The organism is Ochrobactrum quorumnocens, from assembly GCF_002278035.1.
Taxonomy (GTDB): Bacteria; Pseudomonadota; Alphaproteobacteria; order Rhizobiales; family Rhizobiaceae; genus Brucella; species Brucella quorumnocens.
Genome location: NZ_CP022604.1, coordinates 747697 through 770471, shown reverse-complemented (window position 1 = coordinate 770471; position 22775 = coordinate 747697). Strand labels below are relative to the sequence as shown.

Here is a 22775-nt window from a genome sequence, read left to right as displayed (position 1 = left end):
TACAGCGGTTCCAGTTAAGAGTGAACCGCTGTAACTATTTGTTTTTACGCATTTCCGAACGCAAAACCGGCTCCCACTTTTGCTGGAAATGCTTTAAATCAAACCATGTGGGCTAGTACCGCCAGCAACAAGAGTGCAACGATGTTGGTGATCTTGATTGCGGGGTTAACTGCCGGACCGGCCGTATCCTTGTAAGGATCGCCCACCGTATCGCCTGTTACAGAGGCTTTGTGCGCTTCCGACCCCTTCATGTGTTTCACACCATCGGCATCGGTAAAGCCGTCCTCGAAGCTCTTCTTGGCATTATCCCATGCACCACCACCCGACGTCATGGAAATAGCCACGAACAACCCGTTAATGATCACACCCAAGAGCGACGCACCCAGGGCCGCAAATGCTGCAGCTTTCGAACCCGAAATTAGCAGCACGCCGAAATAGACAACGAGCGGTGCCAGAACCGGCAGTAGCGACGGAATAATCATTTCGCGGATTGCTGCTTTGGTCAGAAGATCGACCGCTCGCGCGTAATCCGGGCGCTCCTGCCCTGTCATAATGCCGGGTTTTTCACGGAACTGACGCCGTACTTCTTGCACCACGGCACTCCCTGCCCGACCGACTGCCGTCATGGCCATGCCGCCGAAAAGATATGGAATGAGGCCACCGAAGATCAAACCGGCCACCACATATGGGTTAGACAGCTCAAAGGAAACCGGCCCCATATCTGCAAAATAAGGATAGGTTTGCCCATTCGCGGCAAAATAAGCCAAGTCGTTGGAGTAAGCTGCGAACAGCACCAAAGCGCCCAAACCCGCCGAACCAATTGCATAGCCCTTGGTGACGGCCTTGGTCGTGTTACCGACCGCATCGAGCGCATCGGTTGATTTGCGAACTTCCGGATCGAGCCCTGCCATTTCCGCAATACCACCGGCATTGTCGGTTACAGGGCCAAATGCATCCAGCGCCACAATCATACCGGCGATGCCCAGCATCGCCGTCACAGCGATTGCTGTGCCAAACAAGCCCGCCAACTGATAGGTGCCGATAATGCCGCCAACGATGACAATTGCAGGCAGAGCGGTCGATTCCAGCGAAACGGCCAGCCCCTGAATGACATTTGTGCCATGGCCGGTAACGGAAGCCTGCGCGATGGAATTGACCGGACGCTTGTTGGTGCCGGTGTAATATTCCGTAATCACTACGATCAAGCCCGTAACGACAAGACCAATCAAGCCACAGATAAAGAGATTGGTGCCTGTAATCGACATGCCTGCGACAGTGCCTATTTCACCCCAGCCAATTGTCAGCGTGTTGGCAACTGCCAAACCCACGATCGACAGAAGCCCGGTTGCAATGAGGCCTTTGTAAAGCGCACCCATGATGGAGCCGTTGACGCCTAGCTTGACAAAGAAGGTGCCTGCAATCGAGGTCAGCACGCATGCGCCGCAAATTGCCAGCGGATAGAGCATGACGCTTGAAAGTACATCGGAGCCGTTAAAGAAGATCGCACCCAGAACCATTGTCGCAACCACAGTGACTGCATAGGTCTCGAACAGATCCGCAGCCATGCCTGCACAGTCGCCGACATTATCACCCACATTATCGGCAATGGTTGCTGGATTACGTGGATCATCTTCGGGAATGCCGGCCTCGACCTTGCCAACCAGATCGCCACCGACGTCAGCGCCCTTGGTGAAGATGCCACCGCCCAGACGCGCAAAGATCGAAATCAGCGAAGCGCCAAAACCGAGCGCTACAAGCGCGTCGATCACGGTGCGGTCAGATGGCGAGTAGCCCATCCAGACCGTCAGAATAAAATAATAGACGGATACACCGAGCAGCGCGAGACCGGCGACAAGCATGCCGGTGATAGCACCAGATTTAAATGCGAGCTCCAGCCCGCCAGCAAGGCTAAGGGACGCGGCCTGCGCCGTCCGTACGTTTGCACGGACGGAAACATGCATGCCGATAAATCCGGTCAACCCGGAGAGAATAGCCCCTATGAGAAAGCCGATACCAGCAGTAATCGACAACAGATACCAGACTGCCAGAAAGACGACGACGCCAACAAGGGCGATCGTGGAATATTGTCGCGTGAGGTAGGCGGACGCGCCTTCACGGATAGCGCCGGCGATTTCCTGCATACGCGGCGTGCCCTGATCGGCCGCAAGCACTGAGCGGATCGCCCATGCGGCAAAAAGAACGGAAACGACACCGCAGGCAATGACGAGAAGAAGAACTCCAATTCCCATTTAGGCCAACTCCCATTGAGCTCGCGCCAGCCACAAGCAGATCGCTCGCAGTAGAGTAGCGATTACCTGCACACATCGGCGCAAAAAGACCCGGAAACCCCTCCCCGGGCCAGGACTGGCGGCATGGAAGTGCCTGAAGCCGACTATTCACCGGGCTTCATCGGCTAGTTCTTATTTGTTTTTAGTTTTCGAAACATCTGCCTGAAATCAAATAATTGGCACAAGTTCCTGCATTTCAGCATTCTCAATGCCGCTGGCTCAACATGCGGAAGCTGTCTGCAAAGGTCAAGCCGTAGTTTGTTGGTCGACAAATGAAAAAGACTGCGGTTTCTCGCAGCCTTTTTCAATTTTATATAACTATTGATTATTACTTGCCACGCGGCTTTGTACCACGGCTTTCGCCGCGAAGTTCAAAAGCAAGACGATCCAGCACAGCGTTGACCAGTTTAGGTTCGTCTTCCGTGTAGAAAGCCTTGGCAATATCCACATATTCCGAAACGATCACAGCTGTTGGCACATCCTTGCGGGTCTTCAATTCCCATGCACCCGCACGCAGAATTGCGCGCAACGTGGAATCAAGGCGTGAAAGCGGCCAGTCTTCGGTCAGCGCGTTATGGATCAGCGGGTCCAGCGTAAGCTGATTATCGACAACACCGGCAACAATGCCGCGGAACCATTGAGGATCAGCATCGAGATATTGCGTGCCGTCCACTTCCTTGCCGAGCCGATGAGCCTCGTACTCGGCAACGACTTCCATAACGCCCGTACCGGCGACATCCATCTGGTAAAGCGCCTGTACGGCAGCCAGACGGGCAACGCCGCGCTTGTTTGCAGGTCGTGGGGCGTTCGGTGCGGAACGGCCTTCAGAAGAAGAAGTCATCGTCTCAGGCTCCGAATTTCTTGCGCAGATCAATCATGGTAAGCGCTGCGCGGGCAGCAAAGCCGCCCTTGTCCTTGTCTTCACGACGCGCACGCACCCAAGCTTGCTCGTCATTTTCTACCGTGAGAATACCATTGCCGATTGCGAGGCCTTCCTCAACCGAAAGATCGGTCAGAGCGCGGCAGGATTCGTTGGCAACAATATCGAAATGATAGGTTTCGCCGCGAATGACTGTGCCAAGTGCAACAAAGCCATCATACTCGGTGCCACCATTTTCTGCGCCATCAAGGGCAAAAGAGATAGTCGCAGGCACTTCAAGTGCGCCAGGAACTGTCACAACATCATAAGTTGCACCAGCTGCATCGAGAGCCGCCTTTGCGCCATCGAGAAGCGCATCGGACAAATCCTCATAGAAACGCGCTTCGACAATGAGCAGGTGCGGCGCATGCGCCTCGTGCTTGGACATGAGAAACTCCATGACAGAAATCGCGGACCGCAAATCTGCGGTCAACGCTAAATTCAGAAAATAGCTTAGGGTTGTTAGGCTCTAAGCTTATTTCTGATATTGCGCAAGCCTTGCTGCGTAACGAGCAAGCTGATCGATCTCGATATTGATCTTGTCACCTGTCTGACGATCACCCCAAGTGGTCACTTCCAGTGAATGGCGAATGAGCAGAACATCGAACTCATTTCCGTTCACGCCGTTGACCGTCAGCGATGTTCCATCAAGGGCGACGGAACCCTTCTGGGCAATAAACGGCGCAAGCTCTTCTGGAGCGCGCAGAGTGAAGCGGACTGCATCGCCCTCGTCCTTGCGCTCAACAATTTCTGCCTGTCCGTCGACATGACCAGACACCAGATGTCCACCCATCTCATCGCCAAGCTTGAGGGAACGCTCAAGATTAATCCGCGTGCCATTCTCCCATTTTGAGATCGTGGTTAGGCGAAGGGCTTCCTCCCATGCTTCGACTTCAAACCAACGCGCATTGGTGCCTTTTTCTGGCAAAGCCACAACGGTCAGACAAACACCGGAGCAGGAAATGGACGCTCCAAGTTCAATCGTCTCCGGATCGTAAACCGTTTCGATACGCAACAGAATGCCTTCATTAAGAGGCTTGATACGATCCACTTTGCCGATATCTGTAACAATCCCAGTAAACATCACGCTTTCCTTACATACTCGATACAGACATCGTCGCCGTACTGCGCATGGCGCAAAATTGTAAATTCATTATCGATATGGGATTGCAGATCCGCGACGGCAACCCCATTCGTCGCGCCAATTTCCACAGGCGAGTAAAACAGGACAAGCCGGTCAACCAGCTTTTCCTGCAGAAAACTCTTGGCAACACTTGCCCCGCCTTCAACGAGAACGGAAGAAATTCCCTGAGCGGCAAGATCGTCCATTAGCTCCGGCAAGGCGATGCGGCCCTCATCGCTTTCCGCAGCGATAATGCGGCATCCTGCAAGCTGCATTTCGTATCGCCGTTCGGGCGCCACATTTTCACAACAGGAAAGCCACAATGGAACGGCTTCTGAACTGCGAACAAGCCGTGAATCGAGCGGTAACTTCAATCCACTGTCCAGTATAAGGCGAATTGGAGAGCGTTGTTCCAGTCCTGGAAGGCGGCAATTCAGGATGGGATCATCGGCAATTGCCGTATCAACCCCGATGAGGATCACATCGGTCTGTGAGCGCAGGATATGCGACTGCGCGCGCGCAATGGGACCAGTAATTGGAACCTGCCCCTCACCTTTTGTCCCGATGAAGCCATCGGCAGAAAGTGCAAGTTTTAGAATCACTTCCGGACGTTTTTTAGAAGATCGATTCAGATAGCCTGCCAGATCATCAGCCGCCATGTCCGACAAAACGCCTGGCACCACTTCAATGCCAGCCTCACGCAGAATGGCGAAGCCTTTTCCGCTCACTCTTTCATCAGGATCAGTCGCCGCAACGAATACCCGCGCAACACCTGCACGTACCAGTGCTTCCGCACAAGGCGGGGTGCGACCGTGATGGGCACAGGGTTCGAGCGACACGTAGGCTGTTGCGCCTTGCGCTGCTTCGCCGGCATCTGCCAAGGCTTGCGGCTCCGCATGAGGTCGTCCGCCAATCGCCGTTACGCCACGACCAACAATAACTCCGTCCTTGACGATTATTGTGCCAACAGAAGGATTTGTCCCCGTCAGGCCTTTGTTGCGGCGCGCATAACGGATTGTCGCTTCCATGAAACGGAGATCATCCGAAGTCACATTGGCATGCGGGAATTCCAAACGGTTCATATTATGCGTCCGAATCGCGTTCATTCTCGATCGTTGTCAGTTCATCGATGACATTGTGGAAATCAACGGCTTTGCTGAAATTGCGATAAACCGATGCGAAACGGATATAGGCAATATCGTCGACACCCTTGAGCGCATCCATTGCCAAGCGGCCAATTTCATCTGAGGTCACTTCCGCTTCGCCAGAGCTTTCAAGCTGTCGCACAATACCGGAGATGGCGCGTTCGATTCGCTCTTCATCAATCTCGCGCTTGCGCAGCGCCACATCGATGGAACGAGCAAGCTTTTCACGATCAAAAGGCACACGGCGACCGCTCTTTTTGACGACCATGAGGTCGCGGAGCTGCACGCGTTCAAACGTCGTAAACCGTCCACCACAAACCGAACAGACGCGACGCCTGCGAATAACCGCGCCGTCTTCCGCTGGACGAGAATCTTTCACTTGAGTGTCTTCAGATTGGCAATAGGGACAACGCATGGCACTCTCTCAACTTACTTTTACGCATGTCGTTGCCGCAAACCGCTTCACACTGAGGGCGCGAGACATGCCTTAGAGCGTTGAGCGCCCTCTTGGACGCAAAAAAGAACGCTCTAAATTATTGGATCTACGCATCGTGCTTTCTAAAAATCAAATCCGATTTTTGGGCCGGTACTGTAGACAGACTGATTCCTATTAATCATAGCGCATCCGAACAAAGCTGCATAATCGGGACCGAAACGAAAAAGCCCCGCTCAACAGGGTTGAGCGGGGCTTGAGCAATGCGTGAATAATTATCCCTGATAATCATACATTGGGAAACGACTGGTCAGCGAAATGACCTTGGTCTTTACCGCTTCTTCAACGGCTGCATTGCCTTCATCGGAATTTGCAACCTTGAGACCATCAAGCACTTCTGCGATCAGCGAGCCGATTTCCTTGAATTCGGCCTTACCGAAGCCGCGGGTCGTACCAGCAGGCGTGCCGAGACGAATACCCGAGGTTACAAATGGCTTTTCCGGGTCGAAAGGAATGCCGTTCTTGTTACAGGTCACATTTGCACGACCGAGAGCTGCTTCTGCGCGCTTGCCTGTTGCATTCTTCGGACGCAAGTCAACCAGCATGAGATGGTTGTCAGTGCCGCCAGAGACGATATCGAGGCCCTGCGACTTCAGTTCGTCCGAGAGTGCACGCGCATTATCGACGACGTTCTGAGCGTAGGTTTTGAATTCTGGCTTCAGCGCTTCTGCAAACGCAACGGCCTTACCAGCAATTACATGCATCAGTGGCCCGCCCTGCAGACCAGGGAAGACAGCTGAATTGAACTTCTTCGCCAGATCAGGGTCGTTGGTGAGAATCATGCCGCCGCGAGGGCCGCGAAGCGACTTGTGAGTCGTCGTGGTGCAGACATGGGCATGTGGAACAGGCGATGGGTGCACGCCACCGGCAACCAGACCAGCAATATGCGCCATGTCGACCATGAGATATGCGCCGACTTCATCAGCGATTTCGCGGAAGCGCTTCCAGTCCCAGATACGGGAATAGGCCGTACCACCAGCCAGAATCAGCTTTGGCTTGTTTTCACGTGCAAGACGGGCAACTTCATCCATGTCGAGAAGATGATCATCTTCGCGCACGCCGTAAGAAACTACGTTGAACCACTTGCCCGACATGTTGACAGGAGAGCCGTGCGTCAGATGGCCACCTGAATTAAGGTCAAGGCCCATGAAAGTGTCGCCCGGCTGCAGAAGCGCAAGGAATACAGCCTGATTCATCTGGCTGCCCGAGTTAGGCTGTACGTTGGCGAACTCTGCGCCAAACAGTTTCTTGGCGCGTTCGATTGCCAGTTCTTCAACAACGTCAACATACTGGCAACCGCCGTAATAGCGCTTGCCCGGATAACCTTCGGCATATTTGTTGGTAAGGATGGAGCCTTGAGCTTCAAGTACCGCACGGGAAACGATGTTTTCCGAGGCGATCAGCTCGATTTCATGACGCTGACGTCCGAGTTCGTTACGGATCGCACCGAAAATATCGGCATCGATTTCTTCAAGAGTTGCATTGAAAAAAGCGGTATTGGCTTGCGACATGTTTCACACCCTCCGGTTTAGCCGGTCAAAGCTATATGAGATGAGGCGCATTATCACACTTCGATTGGCAAGGCCAATGGCGCTTAAGCGAAAAGCATGTTCCAAAATGCGGCATGACGTAGCCATAGCGCCTATCGTGATTGAACCACACGTAATCGCTCACTCTATTTTCATTTTTAGCATGTCTTTCAAGGAAAACCGGTTCCCACTTTTCCGCGACATGCTTCAAACAAAAAAGCCGCCCGAAAAAGGATCGGACGGCTTTTTTGCAAGTGAATTCAAATCAGGTATCGGTGCCCAGCGCCAACGCGGTCGCACCATCCATCTTGTAGATATCATCGCGGAACTGCACAACACCATCGCCTGTCGACCATGCGGTGATGTAAACGAAATGCAGCGGCACAGGATCGGCCACCTGAATCGGCGTATTCACACCGGAAGCAATAGTGCCCTCAATATTTCGGCGATCCCAACCAGCGGTGTTCTTTAACAGCCAGACGTCAAGATCGCGAACATTCTGCACGCGAACACAACCCGACGAATCGAAACGCATGAGCTTGTTGAAGTAACTCTTCTGCGGCGTGTCGTGCATATAAACGGCGTGCTGATTGTGGAAGTTGATCTTCGTCGAGGACATGGCGTTGATCTTGCCTGGGTCCTGACGGAACATCAGCTTCACAGCGTCATCCGTATTCCAGTCAACGCTTTCCGGCGGAACTTCCTGACCCTGCGCATTGTAAAGGCGGATCTTGTTGTTTGCCAAATATTGCGGGTTTTTCCGCATCAGCGGAATAATATCCTTCTGGATGATCGACTTCGGCGCAGTCCAGTAAGGATTGAGAATGACTTCGTGAATTTTGGATTCCAGAATAGGCGTCTGACGATCGATCTTACCGACAACAGCCGTATGACGCTGCGCGACGTTGCCGCCTTCTACAGCCTCAATACGGGCAGCCGGAATGTTAACCATTACAAAACGCTGCTCCGACTGGCTTGCAGCAGCCATGCCAGAAAGTCGCTGAAGGTTGGTTTGCAGCTGCCCAAGACGCGTATTGGCGTCCACATTCATGGCCGCATACGTAAACTGGCCCATAACACCGTCAGCTGGAAGACCATGACGTGACTGGAAGCGCTTAACGGCTGCATCGACGTAGGTGTCGAACGCGCCAGAAACACCGGCTTCGCGTGGGAGGTCACCTGAAACGATAAGGCGCTGACGAAGAGCCTGTACTGTCGGTGCGTTCGCGCCAAGCTGCAGTTTCGCATTTCCGGGCACCTGTGGCCAGCCACCGCGACCTGCAATATCGGTATACTGAGCAATCGCGGACTGAAGATTACCAACCGTCTGCTGGCTTAGAACCGGCTGATTGGTAGCAACTTTCTGACCACCAGTCGCACGGGCATCGAACTGGTCATCCCAGTTGCCACGGCGTGGTGCAGCAAGAATGTCGTTCAAAGCTTGCTGCTGAGCAAAAGCTGCAGGAACCATTGCCGAGGCGGCGGCCGTAAGACCGGCAGTTGCTGCGCCACGCAGGAAGCTGCGACGACCTACATTGAAAGCTTGCGTCTTCTTGTCGGTTTTGGTCATAGATTTGGTCCCAAAGGCTAACCGGTTGCGCCCAGATGCATCGCATCTGCAGATAGCTCTAAATTATGCGCTGTATATATTCGCTTATGTCGATTTTTATGGCTTATTCATGTCGCGGAGCCCGGATTTCAAGCCGGGCCATGCTGAAATAGCTCGCAATCATGAAGTTCGGCGCACAAAGCATACCAATTGTGACCGTTCTGCAACAAACCTGTAGGTTGCTAAAGCGCGCCGAATTTTATTCCATGCATACGGTACGCTTCATTTTCTGTTTTCAAGCATGGTTTTATCCCAAAACCGGATCCCACTTTTGGGAGACGTACTTTACAGCCTGTAAGCGATGCTGTCGTTCCAGAAACGATCAAGACGCTGAAGCGAACGGTTCATTGCAGTGAACTCTTCCACCTGAATACCACCAACCTGCTCAACAGAAGCAATATGGCGCTGATACAGAGCCTGCACCTGATCAGCAATCTCATTGCCCTTGTCGGTCAGGCTCACACGGACCGAACGGCGGTCGGTGTTGGAGCGCTCATGATGGATAAAGCCCATCTCAACAAGCTTCTTGAGATTATAAGAGACGTTCGAGCCAAGGTAATAGCCACGCGAGCGCAACTCACCAGCTGTCAGTTCGGAATTGCCGATATTGAACAGGAGCAGCGCCTGCGTCGCGTTGATGTCGCTGCGGCCATTACGGTCGAATTCGTCCTTGATAACGTCGAGCAGTCGACGATGCAGGCGCTCAACCAGTTGCAAAGCTTCGAGATAAAGCGTGCGCAGGGCGGCTTCGGGATTCAAAAGCGGAGCAGATGCATCCATTCTGTGCTGTGCATTGATCATTTCTTTTGCCTCTCTGTCGGAGCAGCCTTTCATGAGGCCGCTCTCTTTGTCCTGTTTCATGCGGTGTATTTTCTCACCGTTCATGAGAGGACTTTAGGCGAGATGCATAAAATTCGAATTAAAAGTCAGCCTTAACAGTAGCTTACCAAGGGAAATGCAGTTTCAGGCTTAATGTTCTATTACTCGTGGATTGAATTTAACGTTCTAACCCCGGCCGAAATACAAGCTGTCTCCGATGTCAAATTCGAAAAATCCACTAGATTCATAAGCTTGCTAGTGGTCATTTAGATTCCTGCATTTTCTAAACACCTGTAATTAGGGATGCAAATGTCGGAATCAGGCCACTACAGCATAATTCCTTCAACTTGAATCAGTTTAAGGTAAAATTATGCTGTAAATATAGAGTGTTAGAGCGACCTTTGTGCGCCCAAGAGGGCGCACGGCGCTCTAGGCTATAATTTCAGCTGGGAATCCCCATGCGCGGTCCCATACGCGACTGCCGTCTTTTCTCAATGAAAAGCACCACGCGGAAAACGATATAGATGATGATGCAGACCGCATTAAACCCGACGGTAAATGGCTTATATTCAAAGTGGCGTGCAAAGACAGAATAGATGGCGATTTCGCCAATTGCCGCAACAAACCACAACACAGCCCCCCATGGCGCGCGCATCCAGAGGCCGGTCGCGGCAACGGGCATGAGAAGAGCGAGCGCAACCGATGCAGTCTGCCACTGCCACGGCATGAGATCAAAGCGCCACAGCAACCCCGGCTGAATACCGATCAATTTTATCCAGTAAAAAACGCCACCGGCGAGAGCCGCCAATGCGATCAGCCGCATGAACCAGACGAACGACCATTCGGCTCCACTTGGCTGTATATGCTGGTGCAGTTCATCGTGACGCATCAAAAGCTCAGTTCCCTCTCGCCAAGATTGGCAAAATACGCATTCACCATTTCCGGCTTCACATCTTCGATTGAAGCAGGATTCCAAGCGGGCGCACCATCCTTATCAATCAGGACAGCCCGCACGCCTTCGTAAAAATCATGTGCCTCAAGCATACGCGATGCGACGCGATATTCCATCCGCATGCAATCATCCAGATCAAGCGCTCGGCCATCGGCGATCTGGCGGAACGTAACCGCGACACTTGTCGGCGAACGCGTTGCAAGAACGGTCAGAATATCATTGGCAGGCTTGCTGCCATCAGTAGCCGACTTTTCCAGTGCTGCAGTACATTCGGCAAGTGTTGCATGGGCAAAACTTGCTTCAATCAACTGACGCGTTTCCACAGGCGTTTCATAATCCGGATACTGACAGCGCGCCAGTGCGGTATCGACATCTGCCGTAGCGATAAGATCGTCACGCAAATCGTCAAGGTCATTGACAGCAATGGCATGCGTGGCAATTCCACTTTGCAGACAATCACCCCAGCGAATGCGGTTGCCGGTGAGTGCAAGATAGTAGCCGAAATTATCATGGAGATGAGGCAGGAAGGCACTTCCCCCGACATCCGGAAAGAAGCCAATGCCAGTTTCAGGCATTGCGAAAAGTGTGTTCTCAGTCACGATACGGTGTGAGCCATGTACAGAAATGCCTGCACCGCCGCCCATAACAATACCATTCAACAACGAAATATATGGTTTGGGGAAACGTCCGATACGCGCATTGAGGCGATATTCGTCCCGGAAAAAATCATACGCGGGCGTGCCATCCTGCCCCGCCTTATAGGCTGCAACGACATCGCCACCAGCACAAAAGGCACGGCCTTCACCCTCAAGAATCACACAGGCGACGTCTGGATCGGTTTCCCATGCTTGAAGCGCGCGGTCGAGTGCAAGAATCATCTTATGCGTCAGCGCATTGAGCGCAGATGTACGCGTTAGCTTGACGAGCCCTGCCTTGCCCTTGCGTTCGAAGCCGATTTCACTGCCGCCACCGAAGTCAATCTGCATGTCATCTCTCCCGTTTGATTAGAGCGGTTTCAGTTAAGACTGAATCGTCGGAACCGCTCTAATCATTCTTTCTTGCGCATTATCCTGCGCAAAACCGCTTCGCACTTTTACTGGAAATGCTTTAAATGGGTAGAAATTGCGAAGCCCCGCGTCAATCCTGCGCAGGCCATTGTGCTTGGATTAGCCACTTTTCCCGTGATAAACCGTGCTCATCTGATAACAAGCTTCCGAACCGTTAGATTCCCAAGCTTTCTTCTCTCGGGAACATTTATATGACTGATCGTTTGTCCAACATTTCTTCTGCCAACATTTCAGGCCATGTCGATGACGTGACCGGAGGTCGTCGTCTGCGCCGAATGCGCAAGGCCGACTGGTCGCGCAGACTGGTTCAGGAAACACATCTCACGGTGGACGATCTTATCCTGCCATTCTTCCTTACCTATGGAACAGGCGTCAGCGAACCCGTGGAGGCTATGCCCGGCGTGGAGCGCTATTCCGTGGATATGGCCGTACGCATGGCCGAGAAAGCTGCGAAGCTTGGTATTCCGGCGATTGCGCCCTTCCCGCGCGAAAAGGCTGAAGTGAAGACCGAAGATGGTTCTTTTGTTGCAAGCCCAGACAATCTGATCAACCGCGCGGTCCGTGCCATTAAGAAAGAAGTGCCAGAGATCGGCATCATCACCGATGCCGCACTCGATCCATTCACGACCCATGGTCATGATGGCATTTTACGCAACGGCGAAATCATCAATGATGAATCCGTCGCCATGGTGGTTCGTGGGGCACTTGCTCAGGCTGAAGCGGGTGCGGATGTTATCGCGCCTTCCGACATGATGGATGGCCGCATTGGTGCAATCCGTCAGGCCCTGGATGCACATGGTTTCAACCATGTGCCTATCATGTCTTATGCGACGAAGTTTGCTTCCGCCTTCTATGGTCCTTATCGCGATGCGATCGGCACTGCTGGTTTGCTGAAGGGCGACAAGAAGACATATTACATCGACCCTGCAAACCCGGATGAAGCGGTGCGCGAAGCCGAACAGGACGTGGCCGAAGGTGCTGACATGCTGATGGTCAAGCCCGGCATGCCTTATCTCGACATCATCCATCGTCTGAAGAGCACTTTCCGACTGCCAACCTTCGCCTATCAGGTGTCGGGCGAATATTCGATGATCAAAGCCGCAGGCATGAATGGCTGGATCGACGAAGAAAAGGTGATGATGGAAAGCCTACTGGCTTTCAAGCGTGCTGGTTGTGACGGCATTCTGACTTATTTTGCAATGGAAGTGGCTGAAAAGCTTAAAAACCACGGCTGAGGGTTCAGAACCACTATTTCCTTGAAATAGTCTCTTTCATTCACCATTTTGGTAACTGTTCTGCACAATGCGGAGCAGCGGACGGCTTTATTTTTCCGTACGTTTCTCTTTTAAACGACTGGAAGGGACAATGTCCGACCATATTCTGCACGGCGAAATCATGGGGCCGCGTTACGAAAGCCGCGCATTTTTTGAAGGCGTCCGAACGCGCCGCATCATGGCTTTTCTTATCGATTACATGATTGTCTTTTTTCTCTGCATTCCAGTGGCAGTCGTGATTTTCATTCTGGGTATTATCACGCTCTCTTTGGGATGGGCGCTTTACGCGATCATGTTTCCAGTTGTGGCGTTGTTTTACGTCTCACGCACGTTGGGAGGCCCTCAGCAGGCCACCAAGGGCATGCAGATGATGAATATCAAGCTTGTGCGCCTTGAAGGCGGAACTGTCGATCCGATGCTGGCAATCGTGCACTCAGTTCTTTTCTGGGGCTTGAACGTCGTGCTTACGCCGCTGATCCTGCTGGCCACTCTGGTGACCGATCGCAAGCGTGCGGCTCATGATCTTTTGCTCGGAACTGCAGTGATCCGTTCGGATCGATAAACCAATCATCAAAAAAATTCAGGGCCGGCTGTGCAGAATGTCTATTGACGTTTTGTGCAGCCGGCTCAATCTTTAGGCTCAGGATATATCGTGATGGTTCCGGTATTGCCGTTTTGTGGATATTGAATGACCCATCAACCGCAACAGTCTCCGCAGTTCTTTCTAACGGCTCCCTCGCCCTGCCCTTATCTTGAGGGCCAGCTGGAGCGGAAAGTTTTCACGCATCTCGTTGGCGACAAAGCCAGCGAGATCAATGACCTGCTGACGCAGGGCGGTTTTCGTCGTTCCCAGAACATTGCCTATCGGCCAGCATGCGAGTTATGCCGTGCATGTGTTTCAGTCCGAATTCTGACCGGTGAATTTGAAATGAACCGGAGCATGCGACGGGTGTCACACCAAAATCGTGATTTGATTGGTCGCCAGCACAAGGCACAGCCAAGCACCGAACAATATGCACTCTTTCGCGATTATCTCGATGCTCGTCACCATTCCGGCGGCATGTCCGATATGACCGTTCTCGATTATGCGATGATGGTGGAAGATACGCACGTCAACACGCAGATTATCGAATATCGCAGACGTGGGCCAGATAGCTTCATCAGCGCAAAAGGCGATGGTGAACTTGTTGCGGTAGCATTGACCGACGTGATGGCCGATGGCCTATCGATGGTCTATTCGTTTTTCTCGCCCCATATGCATGAACGCTCGCTGGGTACGTTCATGATACTCGACCATATTCAACGCGCTCGCGCTGCTGGCCTGCCCCATGTCTATCTCGGCTATTGGGTCGAAGGCTCGCGGAAGATGCAGTACAAGGTCCGTTTCAAGCCGCAAGAGCACCTTGGTCCACGCGGCTGGCAACGGTTTGAAGGCTACAGCATAATTCCTTAAACTTGAATCAGTTTAAGGTAAAATTATGCTGTAAATATAGAGTGTTAGAGCGACCTTTGTGCGCCCAAGAGGGCGCACGGCGCTCTAGTGATCTGATTCCGACATTTTCCTCCCTCAGTTACAAACGTCGAACAATTCAGCCATAATCAAAACCGCGCTCAGTTCACCAACCGCTTTTCCATAGGATAAGATAACTGGCCAGCGCGCCAAAGCTTCGGCTCTCCAATCTGCACGTATCCCATACTCTGATAAAAGCGGCGCGCAGTGCCAGTGCTCACCAGTTGGGCAACAGCCACGCCAGTTTTGCGCAAATGTTCTTCCATAGCCAGCATCACTGCCTTGCTGACACCACGAAAGCGAAAATCGGGAGACACGTAATTGAGCAGAATTTTCCCATCGCTGGAGACTTGCCCCACCCCCGCAATATTGCCGTCAATCTCCACCACCACCGTTAGCTGAAGCGGCGCCGTGATCCAGTGGCGAATATTTTCTGGTGTCTTATTGGCAAGCCACGCTGAGAGAATATCGTTCCTCTCTTTGTGGTCCTCGACGCACAGCTCGGCAATCGATCGTCTTATCGCATCGCAGATAGGGTCGACATCCTCGGCTCGTGCTGATCTGATCTGCAAGCGTAGGCTCTCCTGCGTCACAACAGATATCCAGAAGAATAAGGCCTAACGCTGTCAGTATCGACCCCAATTTTAGAGCACCGATCCGACTGAATCAGACCGGCGCTCTAATCATTTGTTTTTACACATTATCCGGCACACAGCTGCTCCGTGCAGTTGCTGGAAATGCCTTAAAACTTACCCGAACGCGGGAAGCCTTTTGGCACAACTCGCCCTGCGGACGCGCGGGCCGCGATCCACTCGACCAGCTCTTCCTTGCTGCGATTGAAGGTGCGATCAGCCGAATCCTGCCATGACAGCCCTTCGGCAATTGCAAAGGTATGGACATCAGACACGCCGCCGTCCTTGTACTTCTGCAGACGTACGCCCTTGCCACGCGTCATTTCCGGGATTTCGGAAAGCGGGAAGACAACCATCTTGCGGTTCTCACCGACGACGGCAATGTGATCACCCGAGATGCGCTGACAAAGCTTTGTCTCGTCCGGCACCTTCACATTCATCACCTGCTTACCCTTACGGGTATTGGCGACTGCTTCATTTTCAGGAACGATGAAGCCATTGCCCTCATGAGAAACCAACAGCAGCTTGGCTGACGGGTCATGCACGAAAGCCGTAAGAATATCCTGATCGTTTTCCATATCGACAAGAATACGGATCGGCTCGCCATGACCGCGACCGCCCGGTAGCGTATTTGCACCAATCGTAAAGAACTTACCGCCCGTTGTGACCAGCAGAATTTTGTCTGTCGTTTCCGCATGGAAAGCGAGTTTGAGCTTGTCGCCTTCCTTGAAAGCCAGCGTGGAGAAGTCGGCCAGATGCCCCTTCATTGCACGAAGCCAACCTTTTTCAGACACGACAATGGTCACTGGCTCGCGTTCAATCATCGCCTGATGAATGTCTTCCAGATCATGGGTCGGCGCTTCGGCAAAGGTGCTGCGACGCTTGCCCAGTTTGGTAGCAGGGCCAAATTTCTCGCGCACTGCCTTGATCTCGGTGCTGATCTTCTTCCACTGGCGAGTGCCAGAGGCGAGCAGCCCCTCAATATCGGTCTTCTCAGATGTCAGACCATCGAATTCCTTGCGGATTTCAAACTCTTCAAGCTTGCGCAACGAACGCAGGCGCATATTGAGAATGGCTTCGGCCTGATTATCTGTCAAATCGAAGAACCGCATCAATTCCTGCTTCGGCTCGTCTTCCTCGCGAATGATCCGGATGACTTCGTCGAGATTAAGATACGCTTTGAGGAAACCACCAAGGATTTCAAGGCGCTTCTCAATCTCGGCCAAGCGGAATTCGGAGCGGCGAACCAGCACTTCCTTGCGGTGCTCCAGCCATTCCCGCAGCACACCGCCAAGCGACAGAACGTTCGGCACCTTGCCGTGCGAGAGCACGTTCATGTTGAGCGAAACGCGGTTTTCAAGCTCGGTCAGCTTGAACAGCGATTCCATCAGCAGTTCAGGATCGACTGTACGGTTCTTGGGTTCGAGAACGACGCGAATATCTTCCGCAGATTCGTCACGGATATCGTCGAGCAACGGCAGCTTCTTTGCCAGAAGCAGTTCAGCGATCTTCTCGATCAAGCGCGATTTCTGCACCTGATAAGGGATCTCGGTGACGACGATAACCCAAGTACCGCGATTGCCTTCTTCCTTGTGCCAGCGTGCACGCGCGCGGAACGAACCTCGCCCAGTGCGATAGGCTTCAACGATGTTGGCATGATCCTCAACCAGAATGCCGCCAGTCGGGAAATCCGGTCCGCGCACCTTACATTTCAGAAATGCAGCCGGATCGTTTTCCGCTTCTTTTTTCAATTCTTCCCATTGTTCGGGCGAAGTGATGAGTTCTTCAACGCTCGCCTCTGGGTGATTGATAAGATAAAGCGCCGACGAGCAAAGCTCCGCCACATTATGCGGCGGAATATTGGTGGCCATGCCGACCGCAATACCTGCCGAGCCATTGGCGAGAAGATTCGGGAAAGCACCCGGAAGAACAATCGGTTCTTCGTCTTCTTCGTTATAGGTCGGGCGGAAGTCGATGGCGTTTTCGGTGATGCCTTCAAGCAGCAGCGTTGCCACTTCAGTCATGCGCGCTTCGGTATAACGCATCGCAGCGGCATTATCGCCATCGATATTGCCGAAGTTGCCCTGCCCGTCCACAAGCGGATAGCGCACGGCAAAATCCTGCGCGAGACGCACCAGTGCATCATAGATCGAAGCATCGCCATGCGGATGGAACTTACCCATCACATCACCGACAATACGCGCGCATTTTGCATAAGCCTGATCGGGATTGAGCCGCAACAAGCGCATGGCGTGCATGATGCGCCGATGCACCGGCTTCAGACCGTCGCGCACGTCCGGCAGCGCACGATGCATGATCGTGGACAGCGCATAAGCGAGGTAGCGCTCCTCGAGGGCTGACTTGAGATCGACCCGTTCGATGTGTTCTTCGCCGTCGCCCGGCGGAATCAGACTTTTACCCATACTTCTCAGTACCAATTGCGCGATTCGTCAGCAAGTAGCGATGAGAACCAATCCAGTACATTCGTCGCAATGTTGCCGTCATTCAGCATCTATAGAGGAATTGTAGATGTTTTCTCCACAGCAATCATGGCGCGAACGAAACGGGCTGTATTTTCATTCGTAAAGGCTTATGAAGGCTGTCTAAATTTACCAAATGATCAGGAGCCAATAAATGAAGGTTTTCGTTGTTAGCAAGCAGGCTGCGCGCGTCTTCGCAGCAAGCACGGCACTCTCGCTTGTTCTTGGCAGTGCAGCAATGGCTGCAGATGCAAATGCAGTCGCAGTGCGCGTCAAGGCCCTCTATACAAAGCAGGGCGGAGAGCTGAACTTCGCCGAAGTTCAGGCTGACGGCGACAACATTTTGCTCAAAGGCACCACAATCAAGCTGCCTACCGTTTCTGACCGCGCGACGCCTGTAGGCGATATAACGCTCGAAAACGTGCAGGACACACCAGAAGGCGGCTATAGCATCGAAAAAGTTTCAGTTGCAGATTTGGACTTCGCTCCTGAAGGTGCGGACAAGAACGATAAAGCCACGATCAAAGGCATTTCGATGGAGAACGTTATTCTTCCATCCGAGAAAGCCGAAGGCCCGCTCGCCAAGATGGTCTTCTACGACAAGATGAAGATCGACGAATTTTCGGTTGGCACTCCGGGCAAAGATGGCGCTCAGATCAAGGGCATGGAAGTGACTCTCAATTCGGCCAACAAAGCCGAAAAAATCGACTACACTCTCACCATTGCCGATATTGATGCGGTTTTCGAGAAGGACGGCAAAAACCCGCTGGCACCGCTCGACATGAACGCACTCAAAGGCTCTGTCAATTCAAAGGGCACATGGCAGCCAAAGTCCGGCAACGCGACATTGGATCAGTTTGAAATCGACGCCAAGGACCTTGGCAAGATCAACCTGACGGGCGCCATCGACGGCTATGATCTGTCTTTTGTCGAGGCATTGCAGAAGACCCAGGAAAACATGGCTAAGGCCGATGCGGAAAAAGATGCAGCTGGTCTCGCACTTCTGGGCCTTGCAGAACAGCTGAGCCTTAAGAACCTGTCGATCCGCTTCGATAACGAAACACTGACGCAGAAGCTGCTCGACTACTATGGCAAGCAGCAGGGCGCTGATGGCAAGCAGCTTGGCGAACAGCTGAAGATGATGGTTCCGCTGATGGCAACACAGCTCAAGAACCCGGAATTTGCTCAGCAGCTCAAGGCCGCAGCTGAAAAGTATTTCGACGATCCAAAGTCGCTGACTATTTCCGCTTCGCCGGACCAGTCGGTTAGCTTCGCATCCATCGTTGCAACCGCGTCGCTCGACCCAACGAAGATTATCCAGCTTTTGAAAGTTGGCGTCGAAGCCAACAACTAATCAGATTCATGCTGATGAAACGGAGCCCGGTGAGTTCTGCTCACCGGGTTTTCTTTGTGCTCTTTCATTCCATCAAAGAAAAAGCCCGGTCTCGCGACCGGGCTTTTTGTTGTCAATTCTTAGACGAATTAGCTCTTCTGGGTTGGTGCCAGACGAATATGCAGATCACGCAGCTGCGCTGGTGTTACATCCGAAGGTGCATTCATCAGAAGATCAAGCGCCTGCTGGTTCATCGGGAAGAGCGAGATTTCACGCAGGTTCTTTGCACCGACGAGTAGCATGATCACGCGGTCAACACCGGCAGCCATGCCACCATGTGGAGGCGCGCCGTACTGGAACGCCCGGTAGAGGCCGCCGAAGCGCTCTTCGACATCCTGCTGGCTGAGGCCAACCTTTTCGAACGCCTTGACCATGACATCTGGCAGCTGGTTACGGATCGAACCGGAAGCGATTTCGAAGCCGTTACAAACCAGATCATACTGGTAAGCCTTAAGCGTAAGCGGGTCCTGCGTTTCCAGCGCTTCCATACCACCCTGTGGCATCGAGAAGGGGTTGTGCGCGAAGTCGAGTTTCTTGTTGTCTTCGTCCCATTCGTAGAACGGGAAGTCGATGATCCAAGCGAGTTCAAAACGTTCGCGATCAACAAGGTTCAGTTCTTCACCGGCGCGCGTTCGTGCATCACCTGCGAATTTATAGAACTTCGATGGCTGACCAGCTACGAAGAAGCAGGCATCGCCATCGCCGAGACCAAGCTGGTTGCGAAGGGCTTCGGTGCGTTCTTCACCAATGTTCTTGGCAATCGGGCCCGCGCCTTCGAGCTTGTCACCTTCCTTGCGCCAGAAGATGTAACCCAGACCGGGCTGACCTTCACCCTGTGCCCATGAGTTCATACGATCACAGAATGCGCGGCTGCCGCCCGTCTTGGCCGGGATTGCCCAGACTTCAACCTTGGGATCGTTGGCGATCATGTTCGCGAAGACCTTGAAGCCCGAACCAGCAAAATGCTCGGTCACCGCCTGCATTTCAATCGGGTTGCGCAGGTCCGGCTTGTCCGAACCATAGGTGCGGATCGCGTCATCATAAGCGATGCGGCGGAAATTCTGCGTGACCGGCTTACCTTCAGCAAATTCTTCGAAAATGCCGCGCATGACCGGTTCCATCGTTTCCCAGATTTCTTCCTGGGTTACGAAGCTCATTTCAAGATCGAGCTGATAGAATTCACCCGGCAGACGGTCTGCACGCGGATCTTCATCGCGGAAGCAAGGTGCGATCTGGAAGTAGCGGTCGAAACCAGCAACCATCAGAAGCTGCTTATACTGCTGTGGAGCCTGCGGTAGCGCGTAGAACTTACCTTCATGAATTCGGCTTGGCACGAGAAAGTCGCGCGCGCCTTCTGGCGAAGAAGCCGTCAGGATTGGCGTCGAGAACTCGTTGAAGCCGATTTCGGTCATGCGGCGACGCATCGCTGCAATGATCTTGGTGCGGCTCATGATGTTTTTGTGCAGCGTTTCACGACGCAGGTCGAGGAAACGATACTTCAGACGAATGTCTTCCGGATAATCCGGCTCACCAAAAACTGGCAGCGGTAATTCCTTGGCAGCAGCGAGAACTTCGATCTCGGTTGCGAAGATTTCGACTTCGCCGGTCGGCAGATTTGCGTTCACCGCTTCGTCTGCACGCGCTTTCACTTCACCGTCGACACGAATAACCCACTCGCCGCGAACCGTTTCAGCAATCTTGAACGCGGGCGAATCAGGATCAGCCACGACTTGCGTCAGACCGTAATGATCACGAATATCGATGAAGAGAATGCCGCCATGGTCACGGACGCGATGAACCCAGCCAGACAGACGGACTTTGGAACCAACATCCGATTTGCGAAGGGCTGCGCAGGTGTGGCTGCGATAACGGTGCATGATTTCTGCCTTTTGGAACTCAGTAATCTTGTGCAGGCAAAGCGCTGCAAATTCGGGCGGAAAAGCGCATTTTGCTCACGCTTTGTCAAGCCGACACTGTCTGTGTTAGACCAGCTTGACAGAATATGTCGACAAAAATCACTATTTCCGTGTTATTCCCTCGCAATATCATTCTTGCGGCGCGGCAAGCGGGCCGCCTTTTAATATTCTGTTTAAACGCGCATCTTTTCCGAAAACCGCTTCACACTTTTCGGGATGCGCTCTAAAAGAAAAATATGCAGCTCATCACGACCACAGAGGCCCTTGAAGAGGCCGTATCCGCCCTCGCCAAATCCGACTTCGTCACAGTCGATACCGAATTTATTCGGGAAACGACGTTCTGGCCGGAGCTCTGCCTCATTCAGATGGCTTCTCCTGACCACACTGCATTGGTGGATGCACTGGCTCCCGGCCTTGATCTGGCACCTTTCTTTCGGCTGATGGCCGATGAAAAAGTGGTCAAGGTTTTCCATGCCGCGCGTCAGGATATTGAAATTGTATTCCATCTTGGAGACCTCATCCCTGCCCCAATTTTCGACAGCCAGGTGGCTGCGATGGTTTGTGGGTTTGGCGATGCGATTTCCTATGATGCGCTGGTTCAAAAAGTAACAGGCAAACAGCTCGACAAGTCGTCCCGTTTTACCGACTGGCGTCGTCGTCCGCTTTCTGAAAAACAGCTCGATTATGCTTTGGCAGACGTAACTTATCTGCGCGACATCTATCTCTATCTCAAAGCAGAGCTGGAGAAAGAAGGTCGCAGCGAGTGGGTCAGCGAAGAAATGGCAGTACTCAGCGCACGCGAAACCTATGATCTGCATCCAGACGATGCTTGGAAACGGGTTAAAACCCGCATGCGCAAGCCTATTGAACTCGCAATCGTTCAGTCCGTTGCAGCATGGCGTGAACGTGAAGCACGCGAGCGTAATGTTCCACGTGGCCGCGTCATCAAGGACGACACAATAGCCGAAATTGCACAGCAGCAACCCAAAGATGCAGAAGCACTGGGGCGCCTGCGTTCTATTCCTAAAGGCTGGGAACGTTCCGCTCAGGCATCCGGACTGATTGCGGCTATCCAGTCGGCGCTGGCTATTCCAAAAGAAGATCTGCCGCGCCTACCCAAGCAATCGCATTCGCCCGAGGGTAGCGCAGCGGCAGCCGATATTCTCAAGGTTCTGCTCAAGCTTGTGACCGAAGAACACGGCGTTGCGGCAAAGATTGTCGCCAATTCGGATGATATCGACAAGATCGCAGCTGAAGGCGAAAATGCCAATGTGCCCGCACTGCACGGCTGGCGACGGGAAGTCTTCGGCCAAAAGGCACTAGACCTTATCGCTGGCAAAATTGGTATCAAATTTGAAAACCGTCGTATCCAGGCGGTGGAACTGAACTAACGCAGCAATGGAAACAATGAAAAGGCCGATTCGAAGAAATATCGGATCGGCCTTTTTTTGTTTGTTGGAAGCGCTGTAATTATTTGTTTTTACGCATTATCCGACGCAAAACCGCTTCGCACTTTTGCTGGAAATGCTTTAGAGCGCATCCCGAAAAGTGTGAAACGGTTTTCGGACAAAGATGCGCGTTAAAACAGATAATTAGAGCGCCGATCTGATCCAATCAGATCAAAAC

The 22775-nt window shown here is 52.8% G+C and carries 19 protein-coding genes; 5 read left to right on the top strand and 14 right to left on the bottom strand.

Annotated elements, in window-relative coordinates:
• Nucleotides 1–98: 98 nt before the first annotated feature.
• From CES85_RS13165 to CES85_RS13110, 11 genes are all read right to left on the bottom strand, one after another.
• Nucleotides 99–2249, bottom strand: coding sequence for a sodium-translocating pyrophosphatase (locus CES85_RS13165; RefSeq protein ID WP_095446396.1), 2151 nt, complete (start codon nucleotides 2247–2249; stop codon nucleotides 99–101).
• A gap of 367 nt (nucleotides 2250–2616) precedes the next feature.
• Entirely contained in the window at nucleotides 2617–3129 is a 513-nt protein-coding gene (gene nusB / locus CES85_RS13160; protein WP_095446395.1) for a transcription antitermination factor NusB, read from the bottom strand.
• Between the two features lie 4 nt (nucleotides 3130–3133).
• Nucleotides 3134–3595 (bottom strand): 6,7-dimethyl-8-ribityllumazine synthase, encoded by a 462-nt coding sequence (locus tag CES85_RS13155; RefSeq protein WP_024897422.1) that lies wholly within the window; start codon nucleotides 3593–3595, stop codon nucleotides 3134–3136.
• A gap of 87 nt (nucleotides 3596–3682) precedes the next feature.
• Complete coding sequence (locus tag CES85_RS13150; protein WP_095446394.1) at nucleotides 3683–4291, bottom strand: riboflavin synthase; 609 nt, start codon at nucleotides 4289–4291, stop codon at nucleotides 3683–3685.
• Nucleotides 4291–5412: a bifunctional diaminohydroxyphosphoribosylaminopyrimidine deaminase/5-amino-6-(5-phosphoribosylamino)uracil reductase RibD gene (gene ribD, locus CES85_RS13145; protein ID WP_095446393.1), complete on the bottom strand. Its 1122-nt coding sequence runs from the start codon at nucleotides 5410–5412 to the stop codon at nucleotides 4291–4293. Before ribD ends, CES85_RS13150 begins: the two co-directional genes overlap by 1 nt.
• A 1-nt stretch (nucleotide 5413) precedes the next feature.
• Nucleotides 5414–5890, bottom strand: coding sequence for a transcriptional regulator NrdR (nrdR, locus tag CES85_RS13140; protein ID WP_095446392.1), 477 nt, complete (start codon nucleotides 5888–5890; stop codon nucleotides 5414–5416).
• A 293-nt stretch (nucleotides 5891–6183) separates the two neighbouring features.
• The gene (gene glyA, locus CES85_RS13135) at nucleotides 6184–7479 is read right to left on the bottom strand and encodes a serine hydroxymethyltransferase (RefSeq protein WP_095446391.1); all 1296 of its coding nucleotides are present in this window, start codon (nucleotides 7477–7479) and stop codon (nucleotides 6184–6186) included.
• Between the two features lie 283 nt (nucleotides 7480–7762).
• Nucleotides 7763–9067 (bottom strand): L,D-transpeptidase family protein, encoded by a 1305-nt coding sequence (locus CES85_RS13130; RefSeq protein WP_095446390.1) that lies wholly within the window; start codon nucleotides 9065–9067, stop codon nucleotides 7763–7765.
• 324 nt (nucleotides 9068–9391) lie between these two features.
• Nucleotides 9392–9907, bottom strand: coding sequence for a transcriptional regulator LdtR (gene ldtR / locus CES85_RS13120; protein WP_095447871.1), 516 nt, complete (start codon nucleotides 9905–9907; stop codon nucleotides 9392–9394).
• 460 nt (nucleotides 9908–10367) lie between these two features.
• The gene (locus CES85_RS13115) at nucleotides 10368–10814 is read right to left on the bottom strand and encodes a DUF6163 family protein (protein WP_095446388.1); all 447 of its coding nucleotides are present in this window, start codon (nucleotides 10812–10814) and stop codon (nucleotides 10368–10370) included.
• Nucleotides 10814–11863 carry an enoyl-CoA hydratase/isomerase family protein gene (locus tag CES85_RS13110; protein ID WP_095446387.1) on the bottom strand — a complete coding sequence of 350 codons (1050 nt, stop codon included), beginning with the start codon at nucleotides 11861–11863 and terminating at the stop codon, nucleotides 10814–10816. Before CES85_RS13110 ends, CES85_RS13115 begins: the two co-directional genes overlap by 1 nt.
• Nucleotides 11864–12135: 272 nt before the next feature.
• On the opposite strand from CES85_RS13110, the gene hemB reads away from it, so the two are divergent.
• The 3 genes from hemB (at nucleotide 12136) to CES85_RS13095 (ending at nucleotide 14671) form a co-directional block, all read left to right on the top strand.
• Nucleotides 12136–13179, top strand: a complete 1044-nt coding sequence (hemB, locus tag CES85_RS13105; RefSeq protein ID WP_095446386.1) for a porphobilinogen synthase — start codon at nucleotides 12136–12138, stop codon at nucleotides 13177–13179.
• Between the two features lie 130 nt (nucleotides 13180–13309).
• Nucleotides 13310–13780 (top strand): RDD family protein, encoded by a 471-nt coding sequence (locus CES85_RS13100; RefSeq protein ID WP_095446385.1) that lies wholly within the window; start codon nucleotides 13310–13312, stop codon nucleotides 13778–13780.
• A 126-nt stretch (nucleotides 13781–13906) separates the two neighbouring features.
• Nucleotides 13907–14671, top strand: a complete 765-nt coding sequence (locus tag CES85_RS13095; protein WP_095446384.1) for an arginyltransferase — start codon at nucleotides 13907–13909, stop codon at nucleotides 14669–14671.
• 158 nt (nucleotides 14672–14829) lie between these two features.
• Here the strand turns inward: CES85_RS13095 and CES85_RS13090 are convergent, their stop codons facing one another.
• Both CES85_RS13090 and CES85_RS13085 read right to left on the bottom strand, forming a co-directional pair.
• Nucleotides 14830–15300, bottom strand: a complete 471-nt coding sequence (locus tag CES85_RS13090) for a GNAT family N-acetyltransferase (RefSeq protein WP_157743456.1) — start codon at nucleotides 15298–15300, stop codon at nucleotides 14830–14832.
• Nucleotides 15301–15470: 170 nt separating this feature from the next.
• Nucleotides 15471–17783: a DNA topoisomerase IV subunit A gene (locus CES85_RS13085; RefSeq protein ID WP_095446382.1), complete on the bottom strand. Its 2313-nt coding sequence runs from the start codon at nucleotides 17781–17783 to the stop codon at nucleotides 15471–15473.
• Nucleotides 17784–17994: 211 nt separating this feature from the next.
• Here CES85_RS13085 and CES85_RS13080 point away from each other — a divergent pair, with 211 nt between their 5' ends.
• Nucleotides 17995–19194, top strand: coding sequence for an aq_1923 C-terminal domain (locus CES85_RS13080; RefSeq protein WP_095446381.1), 1200 nt, complete (start codon nucleotides 17995–17997; stop codon nucleotides 19192–19194).
• Nucleotides 19195–19322: 128 nt separating this feature from the next.
• Here CES85_RS13080 and aspS read toward each other — a convergent pair whose 3' ends face one another.
• Nucleotides 19323–21110 (bottom strand): aspartate--tRNA ligase, encoded by a 1788-nt coding sequence (aspS, locus tag CES85_RS13075; protein WP_024897408.1) that lies wholly within the window; start codon nucleotides 21108–21110, stop codon nucleotides 19323–19325.
• A 275-nt stretch (nucleotides 21111–21385) separates the two neighbouring features.
• On the opposite strand from aspS, the gene rnd reads away from it, so the two are divergent.
• Nucleotides 21386–22540, top strand: coding sequence for a ribonuclease D (gene rnd / locus CES85_RS13070; RefSeq protein WP_095446380.1), 1155 nt, complete (start codon nucleotides 21386–21388; stop codon nucleotides 22538–22540).
• Nucleotides 22541–22775 lie beyond the last annotated feature (235 nt).

What these genes read in the sequence shown, in the direction of transcription:
- nrdR (WP_095446392.1), bottom strand. Translation starts at nt 5,890, where the DNA reads ATGCGTTGTCCCTATTGCCAATCTGAAGACACTCAAGTGAAAGATTCT.
- glyA (WP_095446391.1), bottom strand. Translation starts at nt 7,479, where the DNA reads ATGTCGCAAGCCAATACCGCTTTTTTCAATGCAACTCTTGAAGAAATC.
- CES85_RS13150 (WP_095446394.1), bottom strand. Translation starts at nt 4,291, where the DNA reads ATGTTTACTGGGATTGTTACAGATATCGGCAAAGTGGATCGTATCAAG.
- CES85_RS13095 (WP_095446384.1), top strand. Translation starts at nt 13,907, where the DNA reads ATGACCCATCAACCGCAACAGTCTCCGCAGTTCTTTCTAACGGCTCCC.
- CES85_RS13085 (WP_095446382.1), bottom strand. Translation starts at nt 17,783, where the DNA reads ATGGGTAAAAGTCTGATTCCGCCGGGCGACGGCGAAGAACACATCGAA.
- ldtR (WP_095447871.1), bottom strand. Translation starts at nt 9,907, where the DNA reads ATGATCAATGCACAGCACAGAATGGATGCATCTGCTCCGCTTTTGAAT.
- CES85_RS13130 (WP_095446390.1), bottom strand. Translation starts at nt 9,067, where the DNA reads ATGACCAAAACCGACAAGAAGACGCAAGCTTTCAATGTAGGTCGTCGC.
- CES85_RS13115 (WP_095446388.1), bottom strand. Translation starts at nt 10,814, where the DNA reads ATGCGTCACGATGAACTGCACCAGCATATACAGCCAAGTGGAGCCGAA.
- CES85_RS13100 (WP_095446385.1), top strand. Translation starts at nt 13,310, where the DNA reads ATGTCCGACCATATTCTGCACGGCGAAATCATGGGGCCGCGTTACGAA.
- rnd (WP_095446380.1), top strand. Translation starts at nt 21,386, where the DNA reads ATGCAGCTCATCACGACCACAGAGGCCCTTGAAGAGGCCGTATCCGCC.
- hemB (WP_095446386.1), top strand. Translation starts at nt 12,136, where the DNA reads ATGACTGATCGTTTGTCCAACATTTCTTCTGCCAACATTTCAGGCCAT.
- CES85_RS13080 (WP_095446381.1), top strand. Translation starts at nt 17,995, where the DNA reads ATGAAGGTTTTCGTTGTTAGCAAGCAGGCTGCGCGCGTCTTCGCAGCA.
- CES85_RS13155 (WP_024897422.1), bottom strand. Translation starts at nt 3,595, where the DNA reads ATGTCCAAGCACGAGGCGCATGCGCCGCACCTGCTCATTGTCGAAGCG.
- CES85_RS13110 (WP_095446387.1), bottom strand. Translation starts at nt 11,863, where the DNA reads ATGCAGATTGACTTCGGTGGCGGCAGTGAAATCGGCTTCGAACGCAAG.
- nusB (WP_095446395.1), bottom strand. Translation starts at nt 3,129, where the DNA reads ATGACTTCTTCTTCTGAAGGCCGTTCCGCACCGAACGCCCCACGACCT.
- ribD (WP_095446393.1), bottom strand. Translation starts at nt 5,412, where the DNA reads ATGAACCGTTTGGAATTCCCGCATGCCAATGTGACTTCGGATGATCTC.
- CES85_RS13165 (WP_095446396.1), bottom strand. Translation starts at nt 2,249, where the DNA reads ATGGGAATTGGAGTTCTTCTTCTCGTCATTGCCTGCGGTGTCGTTTCC.
- aspS (WP_024897408.1), bottom strand. Translation starts at nt 21,110, where the DNA reads ATGCACCGTTATCGCAGCCACACCTGCGCAGCCCTTCGCAAATCGGAT.